The sequence below is a fragment of the Enterobacter cloacae complex sp. P47BA genome (genome assembly GCF_014930485.1).
GTDB lineage: Bacteria > Pseudomonadota > Gammaproteobacteria > Enterobacterales > Enterobacteriaceae > Enterobacter > Enterobacter bugandensis.
In genome coordinates this window covers 26,955-52,185 of record NZ_JADBRF010000013.1, presented here as the reverse complement: position 1 = coordinate 52,185, position 25,231 = coordinate 26,955, and the positions used below count along the sequence as shown (strand labels likewise).

Annotated in this window: 20 protein-coding genes and 3 tRNA genes; 5 read left to right on the top strand and 18 right to left on the bottom strand. The window is 56.7% G+C overall.

All coding sequences use genetic code 11. The annotated features are described in order from the left end of the window. The first annotated feature begins 78 nt into the window (after nucleotides 1-78). The gene (locus tag IM299_RS14375; protein WP_193357675.1) at nucleotides 79-1,353 is read left to right on the top strand and encodes an MFS transporter; all 1,275 of its coding nucleotides are present in this window, start codon (nucleotides 79-81) and stop codon (nucleotides 1,351-1,353) included. A 91-nt stretch (nucleotides 1,354-1,444) separates the two neighbouring features. Here IM299_RS14375 and rlmB read toward each other — a convergent pair whose 3' ends face one another. From rlmB to nnr, 14 genes are all read right to left on the bottom strand, one after another. Continuing rightward, nucleotides 1,445-2,176, bottom strand: a complete 732-nt coding sequence (rlmB, locus tag IM299_RS14370; protein ID WP_193357674.1) for a 23S rRNA (guanosine(2251)-2'-O)-methyltransferase RlmB — start codon at nucleotides 2,174-2,176, stop codon at nucleotides 1,445-1,447. 65 nt (nucleotides 2,177-2,241) lie between these two features. Beyond that, nucleotides 2,242-4,683 (bottom strand): ribonuclease R, encoded by a 2,442-nt coding sequence (gene rnr, locus IM299_RS14365; protein WP_163332749.1) that lies wholly within the window; start codon nucleotides 4,681-4,683, stop codon nucleotides 2,242-2,244. Nucleotides 4,684-4,721: 38 nt separating this feature from the next. Then, nucleotides 4,722-5,147, bottom strand: a complete 426-nt coding sequence (nsrR, locus tag IM299_RS14360) for a nitric oxide-sensing transcriptional repressor NsrR (protein ID WP_028015256.1) — start codon at nucleotides 5,145-5,147, stop codon at nucleotides 4,722-4,724. A gap of 192 nt (nucleotides 5,148-5,339) precedes the next feature. After that, on the bottom strand, nucleotides 5,340-6,638 hold the full coding sequence (locus IM299_RS14355; RefSeq protein WP_006178975.1) for an adenylosuccinate synthase: 1,299 nt from the start codon (nucleotides 6,636-6,638) through the stop codon (nucleotides 5,340-5,342). A gap of 104 nt (nucleotides 6,639-6,742) precedes the next feature. Further along, nucleotides 6,743-6,940: a DUF2065 domain-containing protein gene (locus tag IM299_RS14350; protein ID WP_003855996.1), complete on the bottom strand. Its 198-nt coding sequence runs from the start codon at nucleotides 6,938-6,940 to the stop codon at nucleotides 6,743-6,745. A 71-nt stretch (nucleotides 6,941-7,011) separates the two neighbouring features. Further along, nucleotides 7,012-8,016 (bottom strand): protease modulator HflC, encoded by a 1,005-nt coding sequence (hflC, locus tag IM299_RS14345; protein WP_028015255.1) that lies wholly within the window; start codon nucleotides 8,014-8,016, stop codon nucleotides 7,012-7,014. A gap of 2 nt (nucleotides 8,017-8,018) precedes the next feature. Next, the gene (gene hflK / locus IM299_RS14340) at nucleotides 8,019-9,278 is read right to left on the bottom strand and encodes an FtsH protease activity modulator HflK (RefSeq protein ID WP_028015254.1); all 1,260 of its coding nucleotides are present in this window, start codon (nucleotides 9,276-9,278) and stop codon (nucleotides 8,019-8,021) included. Between the two features lie 56 nt (nucleotides 9,279-9,334). Further along, entirely contained in the window at nucleotides 9,335-10,615 is a 1,281-nt protein-coding gene (gene hflX / locus IM299_RS14335; protein WP_023331851.1) for a ribosome rescue GTPase HflX, read from the bottom strand. 73 nt (nucleotides 10,616-10,688) lie between these two features. Further along, the gene (gene hfq, locus IM299_RS14330) at nucleotides 10,689-11,000 is read right to left on the bottom strand and encodes an RNA chaperone Hfq (protein WP_013095287.1); all 312 of its coding nucleotides are present in this window, start codon (nucleotides 10,998-11,000) and stop codon (nucleotides 10,689-10,691) included. Nucleotides 11,001-11,085: 85 nt separating this feature from the next. Further along, nucleotides 11,086-12,036, bottom strand: coding sequence for a tRNA (adenosine(37)-N6)-dimethylallyltransferase MiaA (miaA, locus tag IM299_RS14325; protein ID WP_193357673.1), 951 nt, complete (start codon nucleotides 12,034-12,036; stop codon nucleotides 11,086-11,088). Continuing rightward, nucleotides 12,029-13,873, bottom strand: coding sequence for a DNA mismatch repair endonuclease MutL (mutL, locus tag IM299_RS14320; protein ID WP_047364110.1), 1,845 nt, complete (start codon nucleotides 13,871-13,873; stop codon nucleotides 12,029-12,031). The genes miaA and mutL overlap by 8 nt, the downstream gene beginning before the upstream one ends. Before the next feature lie 9 nt (nucleotides 13,874-13,882). Beyond that, nucleotides 13,883-15,217, bottom strand: coding sequence for an N-acetylmuramoyl-L-alanine amidase AmiB (amiB, locus tag IM299_RS14315; protein WP_028015251.1), 1,335 nt, complete (start codon nucleotides 15,215-15,217; stop codon nucleotides 13,883-13,885). Nucleotides 15,218-15,233: 16 nt separating this feature from the next. Continuing rightward, the gene (gene tsaE / locus IM299_RS14310; protein ID WP_028015250.1) at nucleotides 15,234-15,695 is read right to left on the bottom strand and encodes a tRNA (adenosine(37)-N6)-threonylcarbamoyltransferase complex ATPase subunit type 1 TsaE; all 462 of its coding nucleotides are present in this window, start codon (nucleotides 15,693-15,695) and stop codon (nucleotides 15,234-15,236) included. After that, nucleotides 15,688-17,211, bottom strand: a complete 1,524-nt coding sequence (nnr, locus tag IM299_RS14305; RefSeq protein WP_048961000.1) for a bifunctional ADP-dependent NAD(P)H-hydrate dehydratase/NAD(P)H-hydrate epimerase — start codon at nucleotides 17,209-17,211, stop codon at nucleotides 15,688-15,690. The genes tsaE and nnr overlap by 8 nt, the downstream gene beginning before the upstream one ends. Here nnr and queG point away from each other — a divergent pair. Continuing rightward, nucleotides 17,210-18,349: a tRNA epoxyqueuosine(34) reductase QueG gene (queG, locus tag IM299_RS14300; RefSeq protein WP_028015248.1), complete on the top strand. Its 1,140-nt coding sequence runs from the start codon at nucleotides 17,210-17,212 to the stop codon at nucleotides 18,347-18,349. The genes nnr and queG overlap by 2 nt on opposite strands. A 270-nt stretch (nucleotides 18,350-18,619) precedes the next feature. Here queG and IM299_RS14295 read toward each other — a convergent pair. The 4 genes from IM299_RS14295 to orn all read right to left on the bottom strand — a co-directional run bounded on the left by IM299_RS14295 (nucleotide 18,620) and on the right by orn (nucleotide 19,661). Beyond that, nucleotides 18,620-18,695, bottom strand: a tRNA-Gly gene (locus tag IM299_RS14295). A 36-nt stretch (nucleotides 18,696-18,731) separates the two neighbouring features. Continuing rightward, nucleotides 18,732-18,807 (bottom strand) — tRNA-Gly (locus IM299_RS14290). Between the two features lie 36 nt (nucleotides 18,808-18,843). Continuing rightward, nucleotides 18,844-18,919 (bottom strand) — tRNA-Gly (locus IM299_RS14285). A gap of 196 nt (nucleotides 18,920-19,115) precedes the next feature. After that, a complete protein-coding gene (gene orn, locus IM299_RS14280) occupies nucleotides 19,116-19,661 on the bottom strand; it encodes an oligoribonuclease (RefSeq protein ID WP_193052622.1) in 546 nt (181 codons plus the stop codon). Between the two features lie 107 nt (nucleotides 19,662-19,768). On the opposite strand from orn, the gene rsgA reads away from it, so the two are divergent. From rsgA to mscM, 3 genes are all read left to right on the top strand, one after another. Further along, nucleotides 19,769-20,821, top strand: a complete 1,053-nt coding sequence (gene rsgA / locus IM299_RS14275; RefSeq protein ID WP_193357672.1) for a small ribosomal subunit biogenesis GTPase RsgA — start codon at nucleotides 19,769-19,771, stop codon at nucleotides 20,819-20,821. A gap of 97 nt (nucleotides 20,822-20,918) precedes the next feature. Then, the gene (gene asd, locus IM299_RS14270; protein ID WP_028015245.1) at nucleotides 20,919-21,887 is read left to right on the top strand and encodes an archaetidylserine decarboxylase; all 969 of its coding nucleotides are present in this window, start codon (nucleotides 20,919-20,921) and stop codon (nucleotides 21,885-21,887) included. 19 nt (nucleotides 21,888-21,906) lie between these two features. Further along, a complete protein-coding gene (mscM, locus tag IM299_RS14265; RefSeq protein ID WP_048957160.1) occupies nucleotides 21,907-25,230 on the top strand; it encodes a miniconductance mechanosensitive channel MscM in 3,324 nt (1,107 codons plus the stop codon). Nucleotide 25,231: the final 1 nt, after the last annotated feature.

Here is a 25,231-nt window from a genome sequence, read left to right as displayed (position 1 = left end):
AGAACATAAGAATAAACTATTTCATTACTCCGCTTATGTTGAATAATTTATTCTTAACCCGTCTTTGTGAGGATCGTTATGCAACAGGATGCGCACAAGCGAGCATTAATTGCAGGCTCCATTGGTAACTTTATCGAGTGGTATGAATTTGCGGTCTACGGTTTTCTGGCGACCGTGATTGCGAAGAACTTCTTCCAGCTTGAGGGAGAGGCGGGACTGACCAGTCTGATCCTCACCTGGGCCTCGTTTGCCATTGCCTTCTTCTTCCGTCCGCTGGGTGCGGTGGTATTTGGCCGGATTGGTGACAGGATAGGCCGAAAACCGACGCTGATTATTGTGCTGGTGCTAATGACGCTCGCCACCACGGCCATCGGCATCGTGCCCGTCTACGCCAGCATCGGCATTGCTGCACCGCTGATCGTTACGCTGCTGCGCATCCTGCAGGGCCTGTTCGCGGGCGGCGAGTACGGCGGTGCGGTCTCACTGATGACGGAGTTCGCCCCGCGTGGCAAGCGCGGTCTGTACGGCGCGTGGCAGTCCTTTACCGTCGCGCTCGGGCTGTTAGCGGGCGCAGGTATTGTCGCGCTGCTCTCTGCCCTCCTCACGCCTGAAGCCCTGCACGACTGGGGCTGGCGCATTCCTTTCTTCCTGGCGCTGCCGATGGGCGTGGTCGCGCTGTGGCTGCGGGTGAGCATGGAAGAGACGCCGAGCTTTGTGCAACAGAAGGAAAAAGCGGTCATTGCTCAGGCCAGTACTTCCGCCACGCTCAAAACCATCCTGATGGGCATTGGCCGCGTGATGGTCTGGTCCGCGGCGGGGTATACCTACCTCGTGCTCATGCCGACCTATCTGCAGTCTGCGCTGCACACCGGGTTTAATCAGGCGCTGCTGATAGCGGTGATTTCTAACATTGGGTTTGCGCTCACCATCATTCCGTCGGGAACGCTGAGCGACAGGATCGGGCGGCGAACGGTGATGATTATCGCCACCGTGCTCCTGCTGATCCTCGCCCTGCCGCTGCTGAAAATTTTGCAGGCGGAGTCCAGTACGATGGCGGTCAAAGCGATTGTGGTGCTGATTGCGGGCGGTCTGGTGGGCATGCTGGCGGGGCCGGGCCCGGCGATGCTGTCTGAGATGTTCCCGACGCGCGTGCGCTATACGGGACTGGGGCTGGCCTATTCGTTATCGAACGCGATTTTTTCGGGCTGTGCGGGGTTAATCATTACCGGGCTGATTAAGCAGACGGGCAACCTGGACATTCCGGCATATTACGTGATGGCAACGGCGGTGGTGAGTATTTTCGCGCTGATGACGCTCAGGAAGGATGACCATTTACGGTCGTTAGAGGAATGAGATTGTTGCCCGGTGGCGCTGCGCTTACCGGGCCTACGGTACCATGCTTTTGTAGGCCGGGTAAGGCGAAGCCGCCACCCGGCACAACAGGCTACCCGCGCTGGCGCACCGCTTCAAACAGGCAGATACCCGTTGCAACGGAAACGTTCAGAGACGACACGCTGCCCGCCATCGGGATGCTAATCAGCTCGTCGCAGTGCTCGCGCGTCAGGCGACGCATGCCTTCACCTTCCGCCCCCATCACCAGCGCCAGACGGCCGGTCATTTTGCTCTGATACAGAGTATGATCCGCTTCGCCCGCTGTACCGACGATCCAGATATTTTCTTCCTGCAGCAGACGCATGGTGCGCGCCAGGTTGGTCACGCGGATCAGCGGAACGTTTTCCGCCGCGCCGCAGGCCACTTTCTTCGCCGTCGCGTTAAGTTGGGCAGAGCGATCTTTCGGTACGATCACCGCGTGCACGCCCGCCGCATCCGCGCTGCGCAGGCACGCGCCGAGGTTATGTGGGTCGGTGACGCCATCCAGAATCAGGAAAAACGGGTTTTCCAGCGCGGCAATCAGATCCGGCAGATCGTTTTCCTGATACTGACGGCCCGGCTTCACGCGGGCAATGATCCCCTGGTGCACCGCGCCTTCGCTTTTCTCATCCAGGAACTGGCGGTTCGCCAGCTGGATCACCACGCCCTGCGCTTCCAGCGCGTGGATCAGCGGCATCAGACGTTTGTCTTCACGCCCTTTCAGAATAAACACTTCCTGAAAACGCTCCGGTGCGCGATCGAGAAGGGCCTGCACCGCGTGGATGCCGTAAATCATTTCACTCATTGATGGTTCTCGTAATAAGTATTTCCCCTCTCCCGGTTGGGGAGAGGGTCAGGGTGAGGGGAGAATTATTCCGCCTGCTTTTTCTTGGCTGCGCGCTTCGCTTTTGTCGCGGCAGCGATTTTCTGCGTCTTCGCGGAAGGCTTTTTCGCTGAGCGAGCCTCTTTCTTCGCCGCCTTTGGCTTCTGTTTCTTCTCGCCGCGGAACGCGCTGTCCGGCTCGAAGTTTACCTTTTTGCCCGCCTGGCGACGTTTACCGCTCGCTTTGCCGTTTCCGCCTTTTTTCGCCCTTTCACGCTCGGTTTTACCGACGTTACGCGGCGCGCGCTCGCTGGAGATCAGGCTGAAGTCGATTTTACGGTCGTCCATATTCACGGCTTCGACCTTCACTTCCACGCGATCGCCCAGACGGTAGGTCTGGCCGCCTGATTCGCCAATCAGACGCTGGCCGACCTGGTCGAAGCGGTAGTAGTCGTTATCCAGGCTGGAGACGTGCACCAGACCGTCGATAAACAGCTCATCCAGACGAACGAAGAAACCAAAGCCGGTCACGCTGGCAATCACGCCCTTAAAGACGTTGCCCACCTGATCCAGCATAAAGTCACACTTCAGCCAGTCCGCCACGTCGCGCGTCGCTTCATCCGCACGGCGCTCGGTCATGGAACAGTGCTGACCCAGTTGCAGCATCTCTTCCATCGAGTAGTGATACCCACCGGTTTCAGTCGTGTTGCCTTTATGGCCCTGCTCGTGCGCCAGCAGATACTTGATCGCACGGTGCAGTGACAGATCCGGATAACGGCGGATCGGCGAGGTAAAGTGCGCGTAAGACTGCAGCGCCAGGCCGAAGTGCCCCCGGTTTTCCGGATCGTAAATCGCCTGCTTCATGGAGCGCAGCAGCATCGTCTGCAGCATTTCCGCGTCAGGACGATCGCTGATGGATTCCAGCAGTTCGGCGTAATCGCGTGGCTCAGGCTTATTACCGCCAGGCAGCTCCAGGCCGAGCTCAGCCAGCACGGAGCGGAACGACGTAATGGCTTCCGTGGTCGGCTTATCGTGAATACGGAACAGCGCAGGTTCTTTGGCTTTCTCAACGAAGCGTGCCGCCGAGATATTCGCCAGAATCATACACTCTTCGATCAGCTTGTGCGCATCGTTACGCTGGGTCTGTTCGATACGCTCAATGCGGCGCTCGGCGTTGAAGATAAACTTCGCTTCTTCGCTCTCAAAGGAGATCCCGCCGCGCTCTTCGCGCGCCTGCTCCAGCGTTTTGTAGAGGTTATGCAGCTCTTCAATGTGTTTAACCAGCGGCGCGTACTGCTCGCGAAGGTCCTGGTCGCCCTGCAGCATATGCCAGACCTTGGTATAGGTCAGACGCGCGTGCGAGCTCATTACCGCTTCGTAGAATTTGTAGCCCGTTAAGCGCCCTTTGGTGGAGATGGTCATCTCACATACCATACAGAGACGGTCAACCTGCGGGTTCAGGGAGCACAGGCCGTTGGAGAGCACTTCCGGCAGCATCGGTACCACCTGCGACGGGAAGTAGACCGACGTACCACGGCTGCGCGCTTCGTTATCCAGCGGCGTGTGCGGACGAACGTAATAGCTTACGTCAGCGATAGCCACCCACAGACGCCAGCCGCCGCCGCGTTTTTTCTCGCAGTAGACCGCGTCATCGAAGTCGCGGGCGTCTTCACCGTCGATCGTGACCAGCGGCAGGGAACGGAGATCCACACGGCCCGCTTTGGACTCTTCCGGTACTTCTTCGCGCAGGTTTTCGATCTGCTCTTCGACCGCTTTCGGCCAGACGTACGGAATTTCATGAGTACGCAGCGCCATATCGACGGCCATGCCGGTGCCCATGTTATCGCCCAGCACTTCGACGATTTTACCGACCGCTTTGGTGCGACGGGTCGGACGCTGGGTGAGTTCAACCACCACCACAAAGCCCATGCGCGCGCCCATCACCTCTTCAGGTGGGATCAGAATATCGAAGCTCAGACGGCTGTCGTCCGGCACCACGAAGCCTACGCCCGCATCGGTAAAGTAGCGACCCACAATCTGGCTGGTTTTTGGCACCAGCACGCGAACCACGCGTGCTTCGCGGCGGCCTTTACGGTCTGCACCCAACGGCTGCGCCAGGATCTGGTCGCCGTGGATGCACATTTTCATCTGTTCGGATGAGAGGTAAAGGTCGTCCTTACGGCCTTCCACGCGCAGGAAGCCAAAGCCATCGCGGTGACCAATGACGGTCCCTTTCAGCAGATCGAGGCGTTCCGGCAGCGCGTAGCACTGGCGGCGGGTAAAGACCAGTTGCCCGTCACGCTCCATCGCGCGCAGGCGGCGGCGAAGGGCTTCAATTTGCTCTTCACCTTCAATATTTAATTCAACGGCAAGTTCTTCACGATTGGCGGGTTTTTCGCGTTTTGTTAAGTGTTCAATGATGAACTCGCGGCTGGGGATAGGATTCGCGTATTTTTCGGCTTCGCGTTCCTGGAAAGGATCTTGTGACATGTCGGTTCCTCCGTTGTCAGCTCCGGTGGAAATTTTCTTCATTCCACCAGCAATAATTTATAAAGCGGTTGATTCTCTTCAACCAAATCGGCCAGCGTGTAGTTATCCAGTTCCTTGAGAAAACTTTGCACGGCCTTAGAAAGCGCCTGTTTCAGGCGGCAAGCGGGCGTAATGTGGCAGAACGCGCTGCTGCAGTTCACCAGAGACAAGGGCTCCAGCTCGCGTACCACATCCCCGATACGAATACTCTGTGCCGGTTTACCAAGACGGATCCCTCCATTCTTCCCGCGGACGGCAGCAACGTATCCGGCACGGCTAAGTTGATTGATTATTTTGACCATATGATTACGGGACACACCGTATACCTCTGTGACTTCAGAGATACTGGTCATCTTCCCTTCGGGTAACGACGCCATGTAAATCAGCGCGCGTAAGCCGTAATCGGTGAAACTTGTTAACTGCACATCAACCTCAGGAAAAAGGGAAAACGCGGTCAAACCGCAGAGATATTCATTAATGATGATAAACCAGCCAGATAGTTAGCGGCTAATTTATTTGACAGACGGGGCGAAAAAGCGGAGATCCAGGAGCGGTCGCCGGTTGGCGCTACGCTTATCCGGCCTACGGGTCTCCCCGCAGGCCAGCAGTCACGAAGATTATGCGTCGAACGGGTCGCGCAGGATCATCGTTTCAGTACGATCCGGGCCGGTAGAAATAATATCGATCGGCACTTCGGTCAGTTCTTCAATGCGCTTGATGTAATCCAGCGCCGCCTGCGGCAGGCCGCTACGCTCTTTCACACCAAAGGTGGTCTCAGACCAGCCCGGCATGGTTTCGTAGATTGGCTCAATACCTTCCCAGTCGTCAGCAGCCAGCGGAGTGGTGGTCACTTCGCGGCCATCTGGCATACGGTAACCTACGCAGATTTTCACTTCTTTCAGGCCGTCCAGTACGTCCAGCTTGGTCAGGCAGAAGCCAGACAGGGAGTTGATCTGCACTGCGCGACGCACGGCAACCGCATCCAGCCAGCCGGTACGACGACGACGACCAGTGGTCGCGCCAAATTCGTTACCCTGCTTGCACAGGAACTCGCCGGTTTCATCAAACAGTTCGGTCGGGAATGGACCCGCACCTACGCGAGTAGAGTACGCTTTGATGATGCCCAGAACGTAATCCACATAACGTGGACCCAGGCCAGAGCCGGTCGCCACGCCACCCGCGGTGGTGTTAGAAGAAGTAACGTACGGATAGGTACCGTGGTCGATGTCCAGCAGCGTACCCTGCGCACCTTCGAACATGACGAAATCGCCACGCTTGCGCGCCTGGTCCAGCAGATCGGATACATCAACAACCATACCGGTCAGAATGTCTGCAATCGCCATGACGTCATCCAGCACTTTCTGGTAGTCAACAGCGTCAGCTTTGTAGAAGTTCACCAGCTGGAAGTTGTGATATTCCATCACTTCTTTCAGTTTTTCAGCGAAGGTCGCTTTGTCGAAAAGGTCACCGACGCGCAGACCACGACGTGCAACTTTATCTTCGTAAGCCGGGCCGATACCACGACCGGTGGTGCCGATCGCTTTCGCGCCACGCGCTTTTTCACGCGCCACGTCCAGCGCCACGTGATAGTCCAGGATCAGCGGGCAGGCTTCGGAGAGCAGCAGACGCTCACGAACAGGGATACCACGGTCTTCCAGACCTTTCATCTCTTTCATCAGCGCAGCAGGAGACAGCACAACGCCGTTACCGATGATGCTGGTGACGTTTTCGCGAAGAATGCCTGATGGAATAAGATGGAGGACGGTTTTTTCACCGTTGATTACGAGAGTATGGCCTGCGTTGTGACCGCCCTGGTAGCGTACAACATATTTAGCCCGTTCAGTCAGAAGATCGACAATCTTCCCTTTACCTTCGTCACCCCATTGGGTGCCCAGTACGACGACGTTGTTACCCATTTTTTTCAAAATCACCGTTTGCTTAAAAATGGATTCTACCATCGCTTTTTCAGATATACAGCACTTTTTGACCTTAAAATACGCCAATTGCGGCTAGTTTTTGATCAGCCAATCGTTTTCCTCAACATGTAGTAGATAACGATACCGGCAACCACAAGACCACCGCCGAAACGACGCAAAATATTATCCGGTAGCTGGCTCATGGTCGCGATCATACGACGCCACGCGCGCGGATAGAGCATCGGGCCGAGACCTTCCAGCACCAGAACCAGGGCCAGCGCGAGCCAGATCGTTGAATTCATTTTTCATCCTTATAAAAGAAAACCACCGCTCCGTTGGGAGCGGTGGTTTGAATACTCAAACGAGCCTAAGTTTATCGCGTTGCGTTGGTCGGCGTCTTCATATAACGGAAGAAATCGCTGTCCGGGCTGAGCACCATCACATCCTGGTTGCTCTTAAAGCTATTCTCGTAAGCGCGCAGGCTACGGATAAAGGCGTAGAAGTCTGGATCCTGACTGAATGCATCGGCAAACAGCTTCGCCGCTTCCGCATCGCCTTCACCGCGCAGGATACGGCCCTGACGTTCAGATTCCGCCAGCGTCTTGGTCACTTCATAGTCCGCTGCCGCACGCAGTTTTTCAGCCTCTTCCTGACCCTGTGAACGGTGACGACGGGCTACCGCTTCACGCTCGGCGCGCATACGGTTGTAGATCGCCTCGGACACTTCCGCTGGCAGGTTGATCTGCTTGATACGCACGTCAACCACTTCGATACCCAGCGCCGCCATACTGTTCGGGTTGATCACCGGCACTTTACCGTTGGTTTCAGCCTGAACGCGTTCGGCCGCTTTAGCAATCGCGTCATCCGCTGCTGGCGTTGCCACTTCGTCTTCGGTGCCCGCTGTACCGGAGTTCAGCGCATCGCGCACTTCCAGGGTCAGACGGCCGCGGGAGTCGGTCACGATGTCTTTCACATCAAGACGACCAATTTCAGAACGCAGACGGTCAGAGAACTTACGTTTCAGCAGCACTTCTGCCTGAGACACGTCACCGCCGCCCGTTGCCAGGAAGTAACGGCTGAAATCGCTGATGCGCCATTTGATGTAAGAATCAACGATCAGGTCTTTCTTCTCTTTGGTCACGAAACGGTCGGCCTGGTTATCCATGGTCTGGATACGCGCATCAAGCGTTTTCACAGACTGAATGAACGGCACCTTGAAGTGCAGGCCCGGCTCGTAAATCACCGGACGTTTGTCGCCATCACGCACGACGCTGCTGAACTGGAACTTGATCCCACGCTCGCCCTCTTTCACCACAAAGATCGAGGTATAAAGCACGACCAGTACGATGACGATGATCGCAATAACTGACTTACGCATCCTTATTCCCCCTGACGCTGGTAGTCGTTACGCTGCGCGTTAGCACGGCGTTGGTCCATAATGTCACCATCGTTCGAAGAAGGCGTTGTGTTCGCGCTGGAGCTGCCTGATGAGGCTGGCGGCAGACGCAGCAGGTTGTTCGCTCCGCTGGTGTCTTTCGCTGCCGGTGCAGAACCGCCTTTCAGCATCTGATCCAGCGGCAGAACCATCAGGTTTCCGCCTTTGCTGTCGTTAACCAGCACTTTGCGGGTGTGGCTCAGCACTTTTTCCATAGTCTCGATATACAGACGCTCGCGGGTAATTTCCGGGGCGGCTTTGTATTCCGGCAGGATGCGCGCAAAGCGAGCCACTTCACCCTGAGCTTCCAGGATGGTCTGGGTCTTATACGCACGCGCCTCTTCCAGAATACGCTGCGCCTGACCGTTAGCACGCGGCTGAACTTCGTTGGTGTACGCTTCTGCTTCGCGGATGTACTGCTGTTCGTTTTCACGGGCAGCAATCGCATCGTCAAACGCGGCCTTTACCTCTTCCGGCGGACGTGCAGCCTGGAAGTTGACGTCCAGCAGGGTGATACCCATGTTGTACGGACGAATCGTCTCTTCCAGCTCGCGCTGGGTATCGCTACGAATAACGGTACGACCTTCGGTCAGGATGCGGTCCATGGTGTATTTGCCGATCACACCACGCAGGGCGCTGTCGGTCGCCTGACGCAGGCTGTCATCGGCGCTGGTCACGCTAAACAGATAACGCTCAGGATCGGTCACGCGGTACTGCACGTTCATCTCAACGCGCACCACGTTTTCGTCCGAGGTCAGCATCACGCCGGAGGCGGCCAGTTCACGGACGGACTCCACGTTAACTGCGGTCACGTCATCAATGAAGGTCGGCTTCCAGTTCAGGCCCGGCTCCACCAGATGGCTGAACTTACCGAAACGGGTGACCACGCCGCGTTCTGCTTCTTTAATGGTGTAGAACCCGCTGGCTGCCCAGACGATCACCAGCCCGGCAGCAACGATGCCCACCAGGCGGCCACCTAATTGCGGGCGCGGTCCCTGGCTGGAACTGCCACCCGAGCCAGAACCTTTTCCTCCGCCAAGGCCACCAAGCTTTTTGCTCAGCTTGCGGAAGATATCATCCAGATCCGGCGGCCCCTGCTCGCGACCACCTTTGTTGCCATTTCCCCCAGAGTTGCCGCCTTGATTATTGCTGCTTCCCCACGGGTCGCGGTCTTGTCCGTTATTACCGGGCTGATTCCACGCCATGTATATGCTCCATATTTGTTATGCAAGGGCGAATTTTTCAGGCTTCCCCTTTCTGATCAGACGATATAGTCCGCCAGCGCAGGTTCTTGTTTACAGAGGCGACGCCAGTCAACGATCGGCATACGCACCTGCATCCCCACGCTGCCGTCATCCTCCATCCACTCTTTTTCTATCGCCTGAAGCTGATAAAACCGGCTGCGCAGCCTGCCTTCCTGTGGCGGCAGTCGCAGCGTGTGCTGAGCTACCTCACCGGAAAGACGTTCTGTCAAAGCCTGGAAAAGCAGTGGCACACCGATTCCGGCCTGAGCAGAAAGCCAGACCCGAATCGGTTTGTTCTCTTCATCACGGTCGATACGCGGTTCGAAATCCTCCAGCATATCGATCTTATTCATCACCAACAGGGTGGGAATTTCGTGGGCGTCAATTTCTTCCAGCACCACGTTCACCGCATCGATGTTCTCCTGCACGCGTACGTCAGCCGCATCAATCACGTGCAGCAGCAGGGTCGCCTGACGCGTCTCCTGCAACGTCGCCTTAAACGCCGCCACCAGATCGTGCGGCAGATGGCGGATAAACCCTACGGTATCCGCCAGCACTGTTTCACCCACGTCTGCAACGTCAATGCGGCGCAGCGTCGGGTCCAGGGTCGCAAACAGCTGGTCTGCGGCATACACCTGGGCCTCGGTTATCTGGTTAAACAGGGTGGATTTACCGGCGTTGGTATAGCCCACCAGCGACACCGTGGGGATGTCGGCTTTGGTTCGCGCCCGACGCCCCTGTTCACGCTGTTTCTCGACACGTTCCAGACGTGAGAGGATCTGGGTAATACGGCCACGCAGCAAACGGCGGTCGGTTTCGAGCTGGGTTTCACCCGGACCGCGCAAACCAATCCCGCCTTTTTGTCTTTCAAGGTGGGTCCAGCCACGCACCAGACGCGTCGCCAGATGGCGCAACTGCGCCAGCTCAACCTGCAATTTCCCCTCGTGGGTACGGGCACGCTGAGCAAAAATGTCTAAAATCAATCCCGTGCGATCGATAACACGGCACTCGCAGAGAGCTTCCAGGTTGCGCTCCTGGGCTGGAGACAGCGCATGATCAAACAACACGACTGACGCGCCGGTTGCTTTTACGGCATCCGCAATTTCTACTGCTTTACCTTCACCAACAAAATACTTTGGGTGCGGCGCTTTACGGCTACCGGTAATCACCTGCATTGCTTCGACACCGGCGGAAGAGACCAGAGATTCAAACTCCTGGAGGTCTTCCATATCTTTGTCTTGCGAAAAATAGATGTGTACCAGCACCGCCTGCTCACCGGCATCATAACGGTCAAACAAGCGTAAACCTCTCTAAAAAGATCAGCGGGGAACGCAGGATCCCTGGCTCCCCGTGTGGATAACAGCTAAAACCTTATTCGGTCTCGTCGCTGTCCTGCGCAGGAGCAGAAGAACCCTGCGCGTTGCTGCCATGATGGTAGTTACTGCCTGTGCCGCCGCCAGCGTTATTGCTGTGATGAGAGACCGGACGGGACGGAACAACAGTAGAGATAGCGTGCTTGTAGACCATCTGGCTGACCGTGTTTTTCAACAGGATCACGAACTGATCGAAAGACTCAATCTGACCTTGCAGCTTAATACCATTCACCAAATAAATAGAAACTGGAACACGTTCCCGACGCAATGCGTTCAGGAACGGATCTTGTAAAGATTGCCCCTTAGCCATTCTATCTTTTCCTTATATGCTTGTTTTGTACTTAGAACCTTGCGATTCTGAAAAATTGCGCACGATACGTCTCAATTGTACACATTCAGTGGGCGATATCACCAACAACCTCAATCACATCGTTTAACGCCTGTTGCGGTTTTTCACTGTCTAACCAGTGAACCCCCTCCCAACCGCGCAACCAGGTGATCTGGCGCTTCGCTAACTGTCTCGTGGCGCAAACACCTCGATAAACCATTTCATCGTATGAAATCTCACCTTCAAGATACGACCACATCTGGCGGTATCCCACACAACGAACGGAAGGCATATCCGTATGCAAATCTCCACGGGCAAATAGCGCCCGCACTTCTGCTTCAAAATCTGAAGCCAACATCTGATGAAAACGCTGCTCAATTCGTTGATGGAGCAGTTCACGGCTCGCCGGGGCGATGGCGAACTGATGCACCTGATACGGCAGAGCGTCTCCTGACGTTTGCGTCAGTTCCGTTAAAGTTTTACCCGAAATGAAAAAAACTTCCAGTGCCCGGCAAAGCCTTTGCGGATCGTTTGGATGGATTCGCGCCGCCGCAACCGGGTCAATCTCTGCCAGTTGTTTATGCAATGCGTCCCACCCCTGCTCTGCCGCCTGCTGCTCAATCTTTGCTCTGATTTCAGGATCTGCAGAAGGTAAGGGTGACAAACCTTCGAGCAGCGCCTTGAAGTAGAGCATGGTTCCGCCAACCAACAGCGGTATACGCCCCGCCGCCGTTATCTCGGCCATCTCAGCTAAGGCATCCCGGCGGAAATCCGCTGCGGAGTAAGCCTCTGCCGGGTCGAGAATATCCAGCAAACGGTGCGGTGCCGCACGCAGTTCGTCTGCGCCGGGCTTCGCCGTGCCGATGTCCATCCCTCGATAGATGAGGGCGGAATCAACGCTAATCAACTCTACAGGCAAAACTTTACGTAACTCAATGGCTAACGCTGTTTTGCCAGAGGCCGTTGGGCCCATTAAAAAAATTGCCTTTGGCAGGCTCGCCTTGCTTACGTCAGTCATGTTTCAGGGCGGTCATCGCCGTTTTTAAATCAACAGGTTGTAATAACCCACCCGGCGGCGCTTTCACCAGTTGTGGGCAGAGGCGTTCCACCTCCGCCAGCACGGTAATCGCCTGCGCCATACTCCACGGTGAATGTTCGCTGGCCAGATGACGGGCGATCCACTGCGCGGTGTTAGCAGCCTCCAACGATGTTTGCTGCGCCAGGTAGCCTATCAGTTCAGGAATCAAGTTTTGTAAATTTTGTTGGCGTAAGGGTAAAGGCACTGCGCGAATTGTCACATGTTGTGGTTCGAGCACAATTTCAATGCCCATTTGCGCCAGCTGGGCCTCTGCACGCTGCAATACCCTTGTTTCTTCAGCGGATATTTTCAGGCGAACCGGGATCAATAACGGCTGCGCACAGGCCGCATGTTCCCCCGGCGTCAGTTGCGCCTGCTTGAGCCAGCGTTCGGCAACCGGAAGCGCCAGAAGCAGCAGTTTGCCGTCGCGCTCAAGCAGGGCCATATCCGGTGCGATAATCGTCAGCACCCGGCCAAAACTCTGGCTATGGCCTTCAAGGGAAGGTGTCGCCACCGAAATGTGCTCTTTGCGCTCGACTGCGGGCGTTTCCAGCAGTTTACGGTACAGCGCCCCCTGCTGCTTCTGATAGCCGGGCTGAGCGTTCGGGTAGTTCACGCCCGTCGGACGCGGCGCGGCTCCTGCAGAGGAAAAACGCGGGGCGTCTGGTTCACGCGCGACGGCAGGCTCCGCAAAATGGTTGCGGCCCGCAGCAACACGGTTTTCCGGAATGGGGCGCGGTGCGGAGTCTTCTTTTTCCAGCGGCAGCGTGGGTTCAAGCTGCTGTTGCAGCACGCTCAGCACGCCCTGGTAGATAAAATCATGCACCAGACGCGACTGATGGAACCGTACTTCATGCTTGGCAGGATGGACGTTGACATCCACCTGATGCGGGTCGATCTCCAGATAAAGCACAAAGGCCGGTTGCTGATCGGCCCCGAGCTTGTCTTCGCAGGCCTGGCGAATGGCGTGATTAATGAGGCGGTCGCGCATCATGCGGCCATTCACGTAGCAATACTGAATTTCAGAATACGCCGCGCTACTGGCGTTCGGATCGGCCACCCAGCCGCGTAAAGCCAGATCGCCGTGCTGCCACTCGATAGCCAACGCCTGCTCCAGGAACGGCGTCCCGCAGATAGCGCCTAACCGTCGCTCTTTCTGACCACCTTCAGCCACCGCGCGGTACTGGCGCATCACCTTGCCGTTATGGCTGAGGTTGATGGTGACGTCGAAACGGGCGAGCGCAATTCGGCGGATGATCTCGTCGATATGGCCGAACTCGGTTTTTTCGGTACGCATAAACTTGCGGCGGGCGGGAGTATTGTAGAACAGGTCCAGAACTTCCAGCGTAGTACCGACAGGGTGCGCCGCGGGTTTGACCGTGACGTCCATATCCCGCCCTTCAGCGTAGGCCTGCCAGGCTTCCTGCTGTTCAGCGGTGCGGGAGGTCAGCGTTAAACGAGAAACCGAGCTGATACTGGCCAGCGCTTCGCCGCGAAAACCGAGGCTGATAATCGCTTCCAGGTCATCCAGAGAGGCAATTTTACTGGTGGCATGACGCGCCAGCGCCAGCGCCAGCTCCTCTTTTTTGATGCCGCAGCCGTTGTCGCGAATGCGGATAAGCTTTGCGCCGCCGCGTTCGATATCAATATCAATGCGGGTGGCGCCCGCATCGAGGCTATTTTCAACCAGCTCCTTCACCACCGACGCAGGGCGTTCCACCACCTCACCGGCGGCGATTTGGTTCGCGAGCTGCGGCGGCAGAACCTGAATCGGCATGAATTCTCCTTAATTTGTGGCGGTCAACCCACCCGGCTGCGCGGCGCTGGCCGTCTGGGCTGCTCCGCCCTGCGGCGCGGACTGCAGAGGATGCGCCTCAAAATATTTACGTAAACCGTTATAAATCGCTTCGGCAATTTGCTGCTGATAGCTGTCGCTGCCCAGCAGGCGCTCTTCACTGTTATTGCTGATAAAGCCCGTCTCTACCAGAATTGACGGAATATCCGGCGAGCGCAGAACGCCCAGGCTCGCATGTTCAGGGCGGCGCTTATGCAATGCCCCGATGCCCTGCAACTGGTTCAATACGTTAGTGGCGACATCATACCCGACGCGCTGAGAATGACCGAACTGTAAATCCAGCACCGCCTGGCTGAGGTATGGGTCAGACTGGCTGTTTGCCAGCACATCACCCGCGCCGCCTAACAGTTCAGACTGTTTCTCATGCTCTTCCAGCCAGTTGGCCATTTCGCTGTTTGCCCGGCGGTTCGACAGGACCCATACCGAGGCGCCCGTCGCGTTACGGTTCGGCGCGGCATCCGCGTGAATGGAGACCAGAAAATTGGCGTTTTGCTTACGCGCCACGTCTGAGCGGCCCATCACAGAGATAAAATAGTCGCCGTCGCGGGTTAGTACGCCTTTAAACATCGGATCATCGTTTAACAGCGTCCGCAGCTTGCGGGCCACCGCAATAGTGACATTTTTCTCTCGCGTGCCGCCCGGGCCAATCGCTCCAGGATCCTGTCCACCGTGCCCGGCATCAATGGCGATAATCACTTTGTCACCGCTGACCGTACGCCGTGCGCTGACCGCCGGACGCGTTACCGTGTTACTGCTGGTTGCCGCGGTTATGCGATCGTTCTGCGATTTAAACGGATTACGCGCAGGTTCCGATGGGCGAGGCGTATACACCGGCTCTTCCACGCGTTTCGCGACAACCGGTGGCGGCGGAGGCGGCGGAACATCGGCATTGATGGTGAAGACCACCGTATAGTTCGCCCCGTTTTGCTGCTTCACCGCCTTCGTTTTGCCCTTTTCGGTCAGATCGACCACCAGGCGCAGCGACTGGCTGTCCTGAGGGGTACCCGAGCGGATACTTTTCACCAGGTTGTTACCGCTGAACCGCAGCGGTAGCCCCTGGATCACGCCTGTCTGTTTGATATCCAGCGCCACGCTGTGGCTGTCTGGCTGTGAAAACGCGTATTCAGGGTCGCCCATAAAGCTGAACGTAATCCGGGCCTGGCTTTCGCCGTTTGACACCTGAATATCCGAAAGGCTTGCCGCCCCGGCCTGCGCGCACAGCAGCACCGTCGCAGCCAACACCCAACCTTTAACGCGACTAATCATCCCGTCATCCCTACTCTTAACCGGCGAGACGCGCCAGTAAGGAACACCCTGATGAGGAAACCGCACTGATGCGAGCCTCACGCCCTTGAGCCTGGTAATCTAAGTGAATTTCGACATCCGGGTCAGGCAGCACACCCGCACCTTGTTGCGGCCACTCCACCAGGCAGATGGCGTCGTTGGCAAAATAATCACGGATCCCCATAAATTCCAGCTCCTCAGGATCCGCAAGGCGGTATAAATCAAAGTGGTACACCATAAGATTGTCGAGGGTGTACGGCTCGACCAGCGTGTAGGTAGGGCTTTTCACGTTCCCGTTATGCCCTAACGCCTGCAAAAAACCCCGGCTGAAGGTGGTTTTACCCGCACCTAAATCGCCATACAGATAAATGACGGTTGCCCCCTGACAGGCCTGCGCCACGCGCTTGCCGAGATCTAAAGTGGCTTGTTCATCAGGTAAAGGAATCGCTCGATTAGTCATTTTCTACGTCAATCACATCCGGGTTAACAACACGCCGCAGCGTGCAAAAGAGATCGGTGGCCAGCATACCGCGTGTCCCCTCCCGCGCAGCAAGCCTGTCAGCTGCCGCGCCGTGGGCCACGCAGCCCGCACAGGCTGCATCATAAAGGGGAAGTTTCTGTCCAAGCAATGCGCCGATGATGCCTGAAAGCACATCGCCCATACCGCCGCTCGCCATGCCCGCATTTCCGGCATCAATAATGCCCTGCGTCTCGTCACTGGCGACAACGGTTCCTGCCCCTTTCAAAACGGCAACACCTCCGTAACGTTTTACCAGACGCTGAGCAGAAAGTAAGCGATCGCTTTCAATTTCTGCCACGCTGCAGTTAAGCAGGCGCGCGGCTTCGCCGGGGTGTGGCGTCAGAATGCGATTGTGACGCTTATCCGGATTTATTGCCAGAAGGTTAAGCGCGTCGGCATCCCACAGCATCGGTTTACGAAAATTCTCGACCTTTTGCAGGGCCTGTTTACCCCATGTCTGTTGTCCAAGCCCGGGACCAATAACCACCACATCCGCCCATTCGAGGCTTTCTTCCAGCGTCTGGGGCGTAAGCTCATGGACCATCAGTTCCGGTCGGGCTGTGATGATTGGCGCAATATTTTCAATGCGAGTGAGTACTCGCACTAACCCGGCACCGCTGCGAAGTGCCGCCTCACCGGTCATGCGAACCGCGCCTGCCGTACCGCGATCGCCACCAATAATCACCAGCCTGCCGTTGTCGCCCTTGTGAGACGTTGGGCGGCGCGGCGGAAGCCACTCTTTTAGCTGCGAGGAATCAAAGCGCGACAGGAGTGTTTCCTGTCCAACGAGCCAGCTCTCCAGCCCCAACGCGTTATGGTGCAATACGCCGACCACATCCCGCGCTTTTCCGGTTAACAGGCCCGGCTTCAGAGCGATAAAGGTCACGGTGTGCGCAGCCTGAATAACGGCGCCAGGCGTCGCGCCGGTCTGTGCGATCAGGCCCGACGGAATATCCAACGCGACGACCGGCGCAGAGTACCCGTTAGCGTGTTCAATAAGCGCGGCAATGTTTTCGCGAGGAGCGCTGCGTAGCCCGGTCCCCAGCAGACCATCAACAATCAGATCAACATCTTCCGGCCAGACGATATCAGGAGCATGAATCACGCCGCCTGCGTTCAGCCATGCCTCCCGCGCCGCGCAGGCCTCTTCCGGCAGGGGCTTATCACTCTCCAGCGCCAGCAGGGTAACGCGGAGACCGGCTGCAACGGCAAGACGCGCAACGACGTAGCCGTCGCCGCCGTTATTGCCGTGCCCGCACAAAATCAGCCAGTGAGTGGACTGCGGGTACGCGCTGCGGGCAACGTTAAACGCCGCCTCTCCCGCGCGCTGCATCAGTTCATAAAGGGTAATGCCGAGACTGTCTGCGGCCTCTTTTTCGGCGCGCCGGAGGTCATCCGCATGCCAGATGGAATGTGGTATACTTGCGGGGTTTTTCTTCACCGTATGGTCCGTCATGTCACAGCCCCTCGATCTCAATGAATTAGCGCAAAAAATAAAACAGTGGGGTGCTGAGCTTGGCTTCCAGAAGGTAGGCATTACCGATACCGACCTCTCAGCCAGCGAGCCAAAACTGCAGGCCTGGCTGGACAAACAATACCACGGCGAAATGGAGTGGATGGCGCGTCACGGCATGATGCGCGCCCGTCCACATGAACTTTTACCGGGTACACTACGCGTCATCAGCGTGCGCATGAACTACCTGCCTGCCAACGCGGCCTTTGCGCGCACGCTAAAAAATCCCTCCCTGGGTTACGTCAGCCGGTACGCTCTGGGACGTGATTACCATAAGCTTCTGCGTAACCGCTTAAAAAAACTCGGGGAAACCATTCAGCAGCACTGTGATTCGCTGAATTTTAGACCCTTTGTCGATTCCGCGCCTGTTCTTGAGCGCCCGATCGCCGAAAAAGCCGGACTTGGCTGGACAGGTAAGCACTCACTTATCCTGAGCCGCGACGCCGGATCGTTCTTCTTCCTCGGTGAGCTGCTGATAGATTTACCCCTGCCGGTAGATGGCCCGGTGGAGGAAGGCTGTGGCCGCTGCGTGGCCTGCATGACCATCTGCCCGACGGGCGCCATCGTTGAGCCTTACACCGTTGATGCCCGCCGCTGCATCTCCTATCTCACGATAGAGCTTGAAGGGGCGATCCCGGAAGAGTTCCGACCGCTTATCGGCAACCGGATCTACGGCTGCGACGACTGCCAGCTGATTTGCCCGTGGAACCGCTATTCACAGCTGACGGACGAAGAGGACTTCAGCCCGCGTAAGGCGCTGCATGCGCCACAGCTTATTGAACTGTTCGCCTGGACCGAAGCCTGGTTCCTGAAGGTGACGGAAGGTTCCGCTATTCGGCGTATCGGCCACCTGCGCTGGCTGCGAAACGTGGCCGTCGCGCTGGGCAATGCCCCGTGGGATGAAGCGAATATTCAGGCGCTCGAAAGCCGTAGAGGTGAGCACCCACTTCTTGATGAACACATAGAATGGGCGATTGCGCAGCAAATCGAGAAGCGAAATGCCTGCGTGGTCGAGGTGCAGCTTCCTAAGAAACAGCGGCTGGTTAGGGTGATTGAAAAAGGGCTTACGCGGGATGCGTGATATATTCACAGCCTGTGAATAAAAATAAAAACTCAAGCGCCATCTGGACTTGAGAAGAGGTCAAGTGATCTCAATAACATTTTGAAATGAAATTTTATCCAATTAATACAGTGACTTAGGAAGATATTATTCACCCTGCTAACTTTCTGTACGGTTTGGGTAAAGCGCGAATTCTGTGGATAACTCTGTTTACAAGAGTATTTCAGATGCAATAGAAAACGTCCCCAGCGCGTTTTTTCGCTGTGGATATTTTAGAGATGAAGAAGAATTTGGAGCGGGAAACGAGACTCGAACTCGCGACCCCGACCTTGGCAAGGTCGTGCTCTACCAACTGAGCTATTCCCGCTTGGGTGGTCCGTGCTTTAGAAGCACTTTCAAATTTTGGAGCGGGAAACGAGACTCGAACTCGCGACCCCGACCTTGGCAAGGTCGTGCTCTACCAACTGAGCTATTCCCGCTTGGGCAGTCTGTGCTGTGGAAGCACCTTCAAATTTTGGAGCGGGAAACGAGACTCGAACTCGCGACCCCGACCTTGGCAAGGTCGTGCTCTACCAACTGAGCTATTCCCGCAAATCTGTACTGCTTTTGTTGCTGTCGTAACGTGTAATTCTCTGTCGTTACGGGAGGCGCATTATACGAGAAATCCTTTTAGCTGCAACCCCCCTTAAAGTGATTTTTTCGAAATTCAGTTCAAGTGCTTATTTAATCGGCAAGCTGAACAATTTAACGACAAAAACCCGGCCACGCAAGGTGCCGGATCTCAAAATCACAGCTTAATAAAGTTTTCGCGGTAGTACGCGAGTTCCGCCACGGACTCGCGGATATCGTCCATCGCCTGGTGCGTACCTTGTTTTTTAAAGCCGTCCAGAATTTCAGGTTTCCAGCGGCGCGCCAGCTCTTTCAGGGTGCTCACGTCCAGATAGCGGTAATGGAAGTAAGACTCCAGCTCCGGCATGTACCTGAAGAGGAAACGGCGATCCTGACCGATGCTGTTCCCGCAGATCGGCGATTTACCCGCTGGTACCCACTGCTTCAGAAATTCGAGCGTCGCCAGTTCCGCCTCGCGATCGCCCAGCGTGCTCGCCTTCACGCGCTCGACAAGACCGCTGCCGGTGTGGGTACGCACGTTCCACTCATCCATCAGCGCAAGCTGGTCGTCGGACTGATGCACCGCAATCGTTGGCCCTTCGGCAAGGATATTCAGGTTGGCATCGGTCACCAGGGTTGCAATCTCAATAATGCGATCGCGCTCGGGATCCAGCCCGGTCATTTCGAGATCGATCCAAATCAGGTTGTTTTCATCCGCGCTCATGTTATTTTCCACCCTTCTCGCATAACCGGCAGTAGCAGGTTAACTAGTATTAATTAGAGTGTATCATAGAGGTTTTGCCCCTTACGGGCGACCAGGAGCCAGTGCGATTGAGTAAAAATAAACTCTCCAAAGGGCAGCAGCGCCGCGTGAATGCCAATCATCAGCGCCGTCTTAAAACCACTTCGGAGAAGGTCGATTACGACGACAACCTGTTTGGCGAACCAACGGAAGGCGTAGTTATCAGCCGTTTCGGTATGCACGCCGACGTGGAATCCGCCGATGGCGAAATCCACCGCTGTAACATTCGCCGGACCATTCGTTCTCTGGTGACCGGCGACCGCGTCGTCTGGCGACCGGGTAAAGAGGCGGCAGAGGGCGTTACGGTAAAAGGTATCGTTGAAGCGGTCCATGAGCGTACGTCCGTGTTAACCCGTCCCGATTTTTACGACGGGGTGAAGCCGATTGCCGCCAACATTAACCAGATTGTCATCGTATCGGCGATTTTGCCCGAACTTTCGCTCAATATTATCGACCGATACCTTGTCGCCTGTGAAACGCTGCAGGTTGAACCGATTATCGTGCTGAACAAAATCGATCTGCTGGATGACGAAGGCATGGCTTTCGTTAATGAGCAGATGGATATCTACCGCAAGATTGGCTACCGCGTTCTGATGGTGTCCAGCTACACCAAAGACGGACTGAAACCGCTGGAAGAGGCGCTTACCAATCGCATCAGCATCTTTGCGGGTCAGTCCGGCGTGGGGAAATCGAGCCTGCTAAACAACCTTCTCGGCCTCCAGCAGGAGATCCTCACTAACGATGTGTCTGACGTCTCGGGCCTCGGCCAGCACACCACCACCGCCTCACGTCTCTATCATTTCCCTCACGGCGGCGATGTGATCGACTCACCGGGCGTGCGTGAATTCGGTTTATGGCATCTTGAGCCGGAACAAATCTTTAATGGATTTGTCGAATTCCATGATTATTTAGGCGCTTGCAAATACCGCGACTGCAAACACGATAACGATCCAGGCTGCGCTATCCGCGAAGCGGTTGAGAAAGGTGAAATCGCGGAGACCCGCTTCGAGAATTACCACCGCATTCTTGAGAGCATGGATCAGGTAAAAACGCGTAAAAACTTTTCTGATTCTGATAACTGACAACTAAGCTAAGCATCGCTAAAATCGTCCCCTTTTTTCAGGTTCCGGCGGCTTACTGCCGGATCAGGAACGACAAAACAATGGCCTGGAGGCTACCTTGTTAAACGCATTTAAACTTTCGCTTCAATACATTCTGCCAAAACTGTGGCTCACTCGCCTGGCGGGCTGGGGCGCAAGCAAACGCGCGGGCTGGCTGACCAAACTGGTCATCGACCTTTTCGTTAAGTATTACAAGGTCGACATGAAAGAAGCGCAGAAGCCGGACACCGCCAGCTACCGCACGTTCAACGAGTTTTTCGTGCGCCCGCTGCGCGACGAAGTGCGCCCGCTGAACACCGACCCTAACGTCCTGGTGATGCCAGCAGACGGCGTGATCAGCCAGTTGGGTAACATCGAAGACGACAAAATCCTGCAGGCGAAAGGCCATAACTACAGCCTGGAAGCGCTGCTGGCGGGCAATTACCTGATGGCGGACCTGTTCCGCAACGGCACCTTTGCCACCACCTATCTGTCACCGCGCGACTACCACCGCGTACACATGCCGTGTAACGGTATCCTGCGTGAGATGATCTACGTGCCGGGCGATCTGTTCTCCGTGAACCACCTGACCGCGCAAAACGTACCGAACCTGTTTGCCCGTAACGAACGCGTCATCTGCCTGTTCGATACTGAATTCGGCCCTATGGCGCAGATTCTGGTGGGCGCGACCATTGTCGGCAGCATCGAAACCGTCTGGGCTGGCACCATTACCCCGCCGCGTGAAGGCGTGATCAAGCGCTGGACGTGGCCTGCCGGTGAAGAAGAAGGCTCTGTCGCCCTGCTGAAAGGCCAGGAGATGGGTCGCTTTAAGCTGGGCTCTACCGTCATCAACCTGTTTGCGCCGGGCAAAGTGAAGCTGGCTGAGCAGCTCGAAAGCCTGTCGGTCACCAAACTGGGTCAGCCGCTGGCGGTCTCTACCGAAACCTTCGTGACGCCGGATGCAGAACCTGCTCCGCTGCCGCAAGAAGAGATCGACGCCGAGCACGACGCCAGTCCGCTGGTTGACGACAAAAAAGACGAAGGCTAACAACAGAAGGATCGCTGACGTGCGCCCGATTATCGTTCTACTGATGGCCTGGTGCCTCAGCATGGGGGCGTACGCAGCGACAGCCCCCGACGCCAAACAGATAACCCAGGAGCTGGAGCAGGCGAAAGCGGCTAAACCCGCTCAGCCAGAGACCGTTGAGTCACTCCAGTCCGCACTGAACGCGCTTGAAGAGCGGAAAGGCTCGCTTGAGCGCGCTCAGCAGTATCAGCAGGTTATCGACAACTTCCCTAAACTCTCGCAAACGCTGCGCGCGCAGCTCGCTAATCTGCGCGATGAGCCCCGCGAAGTGCCGGAAGGCATGACCACCGACGCCCTGAACCAGGAAATCCTGCAGGTCAGCAGCCAGCTCCTGGAAAAGAGCCGCCAGGCTCAGCAGGAGCAGGAGCGAGCGCGTGAAATTGCCGACTCCCTCAGCCAGCTTCCGCAGCAGCAAACCGACGCCCGCCGCCAGCTTAACGACGTTGAGCGCCGCGTGGGTACGCAAAGCGGCAACACGCCGCAGGCTCAGGCGCAAAATCTGGGTCTGCAGGCGGAATCTGCCCGTCTGAAGGCCCTTGTGGATGAGCTGGAGCTGGCGCAGCTTTCCGCCAACAACCGCCAGGAGCTGGCGCGGATGCGCTCTGAACTCGCTCAGAAGCAGAGCGAGCAGCTGGATGCGTACCTTCAGGCCCTGCGTAATTTGCTTAACAGCCAGCGCCAGCGCGAAGCCGAGCGAGCGCTTGAAAGCACCGAGCTGCTGGCGGAAAACAGCGCCAATCTGCCGGAAGGTATCGTCGATCAGTTTAAGGTCAACCGCGAGCTTTCTGCCGCCCTGAATCAGCAGGCGCAGCGTATGGATCTGGTTGCCTCCCAGCAGCGTCAGGCGACGAATCAAACCCTGCAGGTGCGCCAGGCGCTCAACACCCTGCGCGAGCAGTCCCAGTGGCTCGGGTCATCAAACCTGCTGGGCGAAGCGTTACGCGCCCAGGTCGCGCGCCTGCCGGAAATGCCGAAACCGCAGCAGCTGGATACCGAGATGGCCCAGCTGCGCGTGCAGCGACTGCACTTTGAAGATCTTCTCAATAAGCAGCCGCAAATACGCCAGATCCGTCAGGCTGACGGACAACCTCTGACCAGCGAGCAAAACCGTATTCTGGAAGCCCAGCTGCGCACCCAGCGCGAACTGCTGAACTCACTGCTCCAGGGCGGGGATACGCTGATTCTTGAGCTGACCAAGCTAAAAGTGTCCAACAGCCAGCTGGAAGATGCCCTGAAAGAGGTGAACGAGGCGACGCACCGTTATCTCTTCTGGACATCCGACGTACGTCCAATGACCTTCTCGTGGCCAATTGAGATCGTTCAGGATCTGCGCCGCCTGATTTCGCTCGACACCTTTAGCCAGCTCGGACAGGCCAGCGTGATGATGCTGACCAGTAAAGAGACGATTTTCCCGCTGCTGGGCGCGTTGGTTCTGGTGGGCTTCAGCATTTATTCGCGCAGACATTTCACCCGCTTCCTGGAGCGTTCCAGCGCGCGGGTGGGGAAAGTCACTCAGGATCACTTCTGGCTGACGCTGCGCACCGTGTTCTGGTCGATTCTCGTCGCCTCTCCGCTACCGGTGCTGTGGATGACGCTTGGCTATGGCCTGCGGGAAGCCTGGCCCTATCCGCTCGCGGTCGCCATTGGCGATGGCGTCACCGCCACGGTACCGTTGCTGTGGGTTGTGATGATTTGCGCGACGTTCGCGCGACCCAACGGCCTGTTCATCGCCCACTTTGGCTGGCCTCGTAACCGCGTGGCGCGGGCCATGCGCTATTACCTGATGAGCATCGGGCTGATTGTGCCGCTGATTATGGCGCTGATCATGTTTGATAATCTCAACGACCGGGAATTCTCAGGCTCGCTGGGCCGCCTCTGCTTTATGCTGATCTGCGGCGCGCTGGCCATCGTCACGCTCAGCCTGAAACGCGCGGGGATACCGCTCTATCTGGATAAATCCGGCAGCGGCGATAACATGTTCAACCGGCTGCTCTGGAACCTGCTGCTGAGCGCTCCTCTGATTGCGATGCTGGCAGCGGCGGTAGGTTACCTGGCAACCTCGAAGGCGCTGCTGGCGCGACTGGAAACGTCGGTGGCGATCTGGTTCCTGCTGCTGGTGGTGTATCACGTGATCCGTCGCGGGATGCTGATCCAGCGCCGCCGTCTGGCCTTTGACCGCGCCAAGCATCGCCGGGCAGAGATCCTCGCTCAGCGTGCCCGTGGCGAGGAAGAGCCAACCCATGTCAACAGCACGGAAGGCACGATGGATGCGGACGAGGTCGAACTGGATCTGGATGCCATCAGTACCCAGTCTCTGCGCCTGGTGCGCTCCCTCCTGATGCTGATTGCCCTTCTGTCGGTGATCTTCCTGTGGTCGGAAATTCATTCCGCGTTTGGCTTCCTGGAGAACATCTCTCTGTGGGACGTGACGTCCACGGTGCAGGGCGTTGAAAGCCTGGAGCCGATCACCTTAGGCGCGGTGCTGATTGCCATTCTGGTGCTGATCATCACCACCCAGCTGGTGCGTAACTTCCCGGCGTTGCTGGAGCTGGCGCTGCTGCAGCATCTGGATTTAACCCCCGGCACGGGATACGCCATTACGACCATTACGAAATACCTGATACTGCTGTTTGGCGGAATGGTCGGGTTTTCAATGATTGGTATTGAGTGGTCTAAACTGCAGTGGCTGGTGGCCGCGCTGACGTTTGGCCTTGGCTTTGGCATGCAGGAGATTTTCGCTAACTTTGTATCCGGCCTGATCATCCTGTTTGAAAAGCCAATTCGCATTGGCGATACGGTGACGATCCGCGATCTGACCGGGAGCGTAACGAAGATCAACACCCGCGCCACCACGATCAGCGACTGGGACCGTAAAGAGATCATCGTGCCGAACAAGGCATTTATTACCGAGCAGTTTATCAACTGGTCCCTGTCGGACTCCGTCACGCGCGTGGTGCTGACGGTACCGGCGCCGTCGGATGCCAACAGTGAAGAGGTCACGCAGATCCTCTACACCGCCGCTGAACGCTGTACGCTGGTGCTCGATAACCCTGCGCCGGAAGTATTCCTGGTTGATTTACAGCAGGGGATCCAGATTTTCGAACTGCGTATCTACGCCGCCGAAATGGGACACCGCATGCCGCTGCGCCATGAGATCCACCAGCTGATTCTGGCGGGCTTCCGCGAGCATGGTATTGATATGCCGTTCCCACCGTTCCAGATGCGTCTGGAAAGCATGGACGGACGCAAGATGGGTAAAACGCTCACGTCGGCGGCAAGATCGCGCCCGGCGGGAAGTCTGTAAT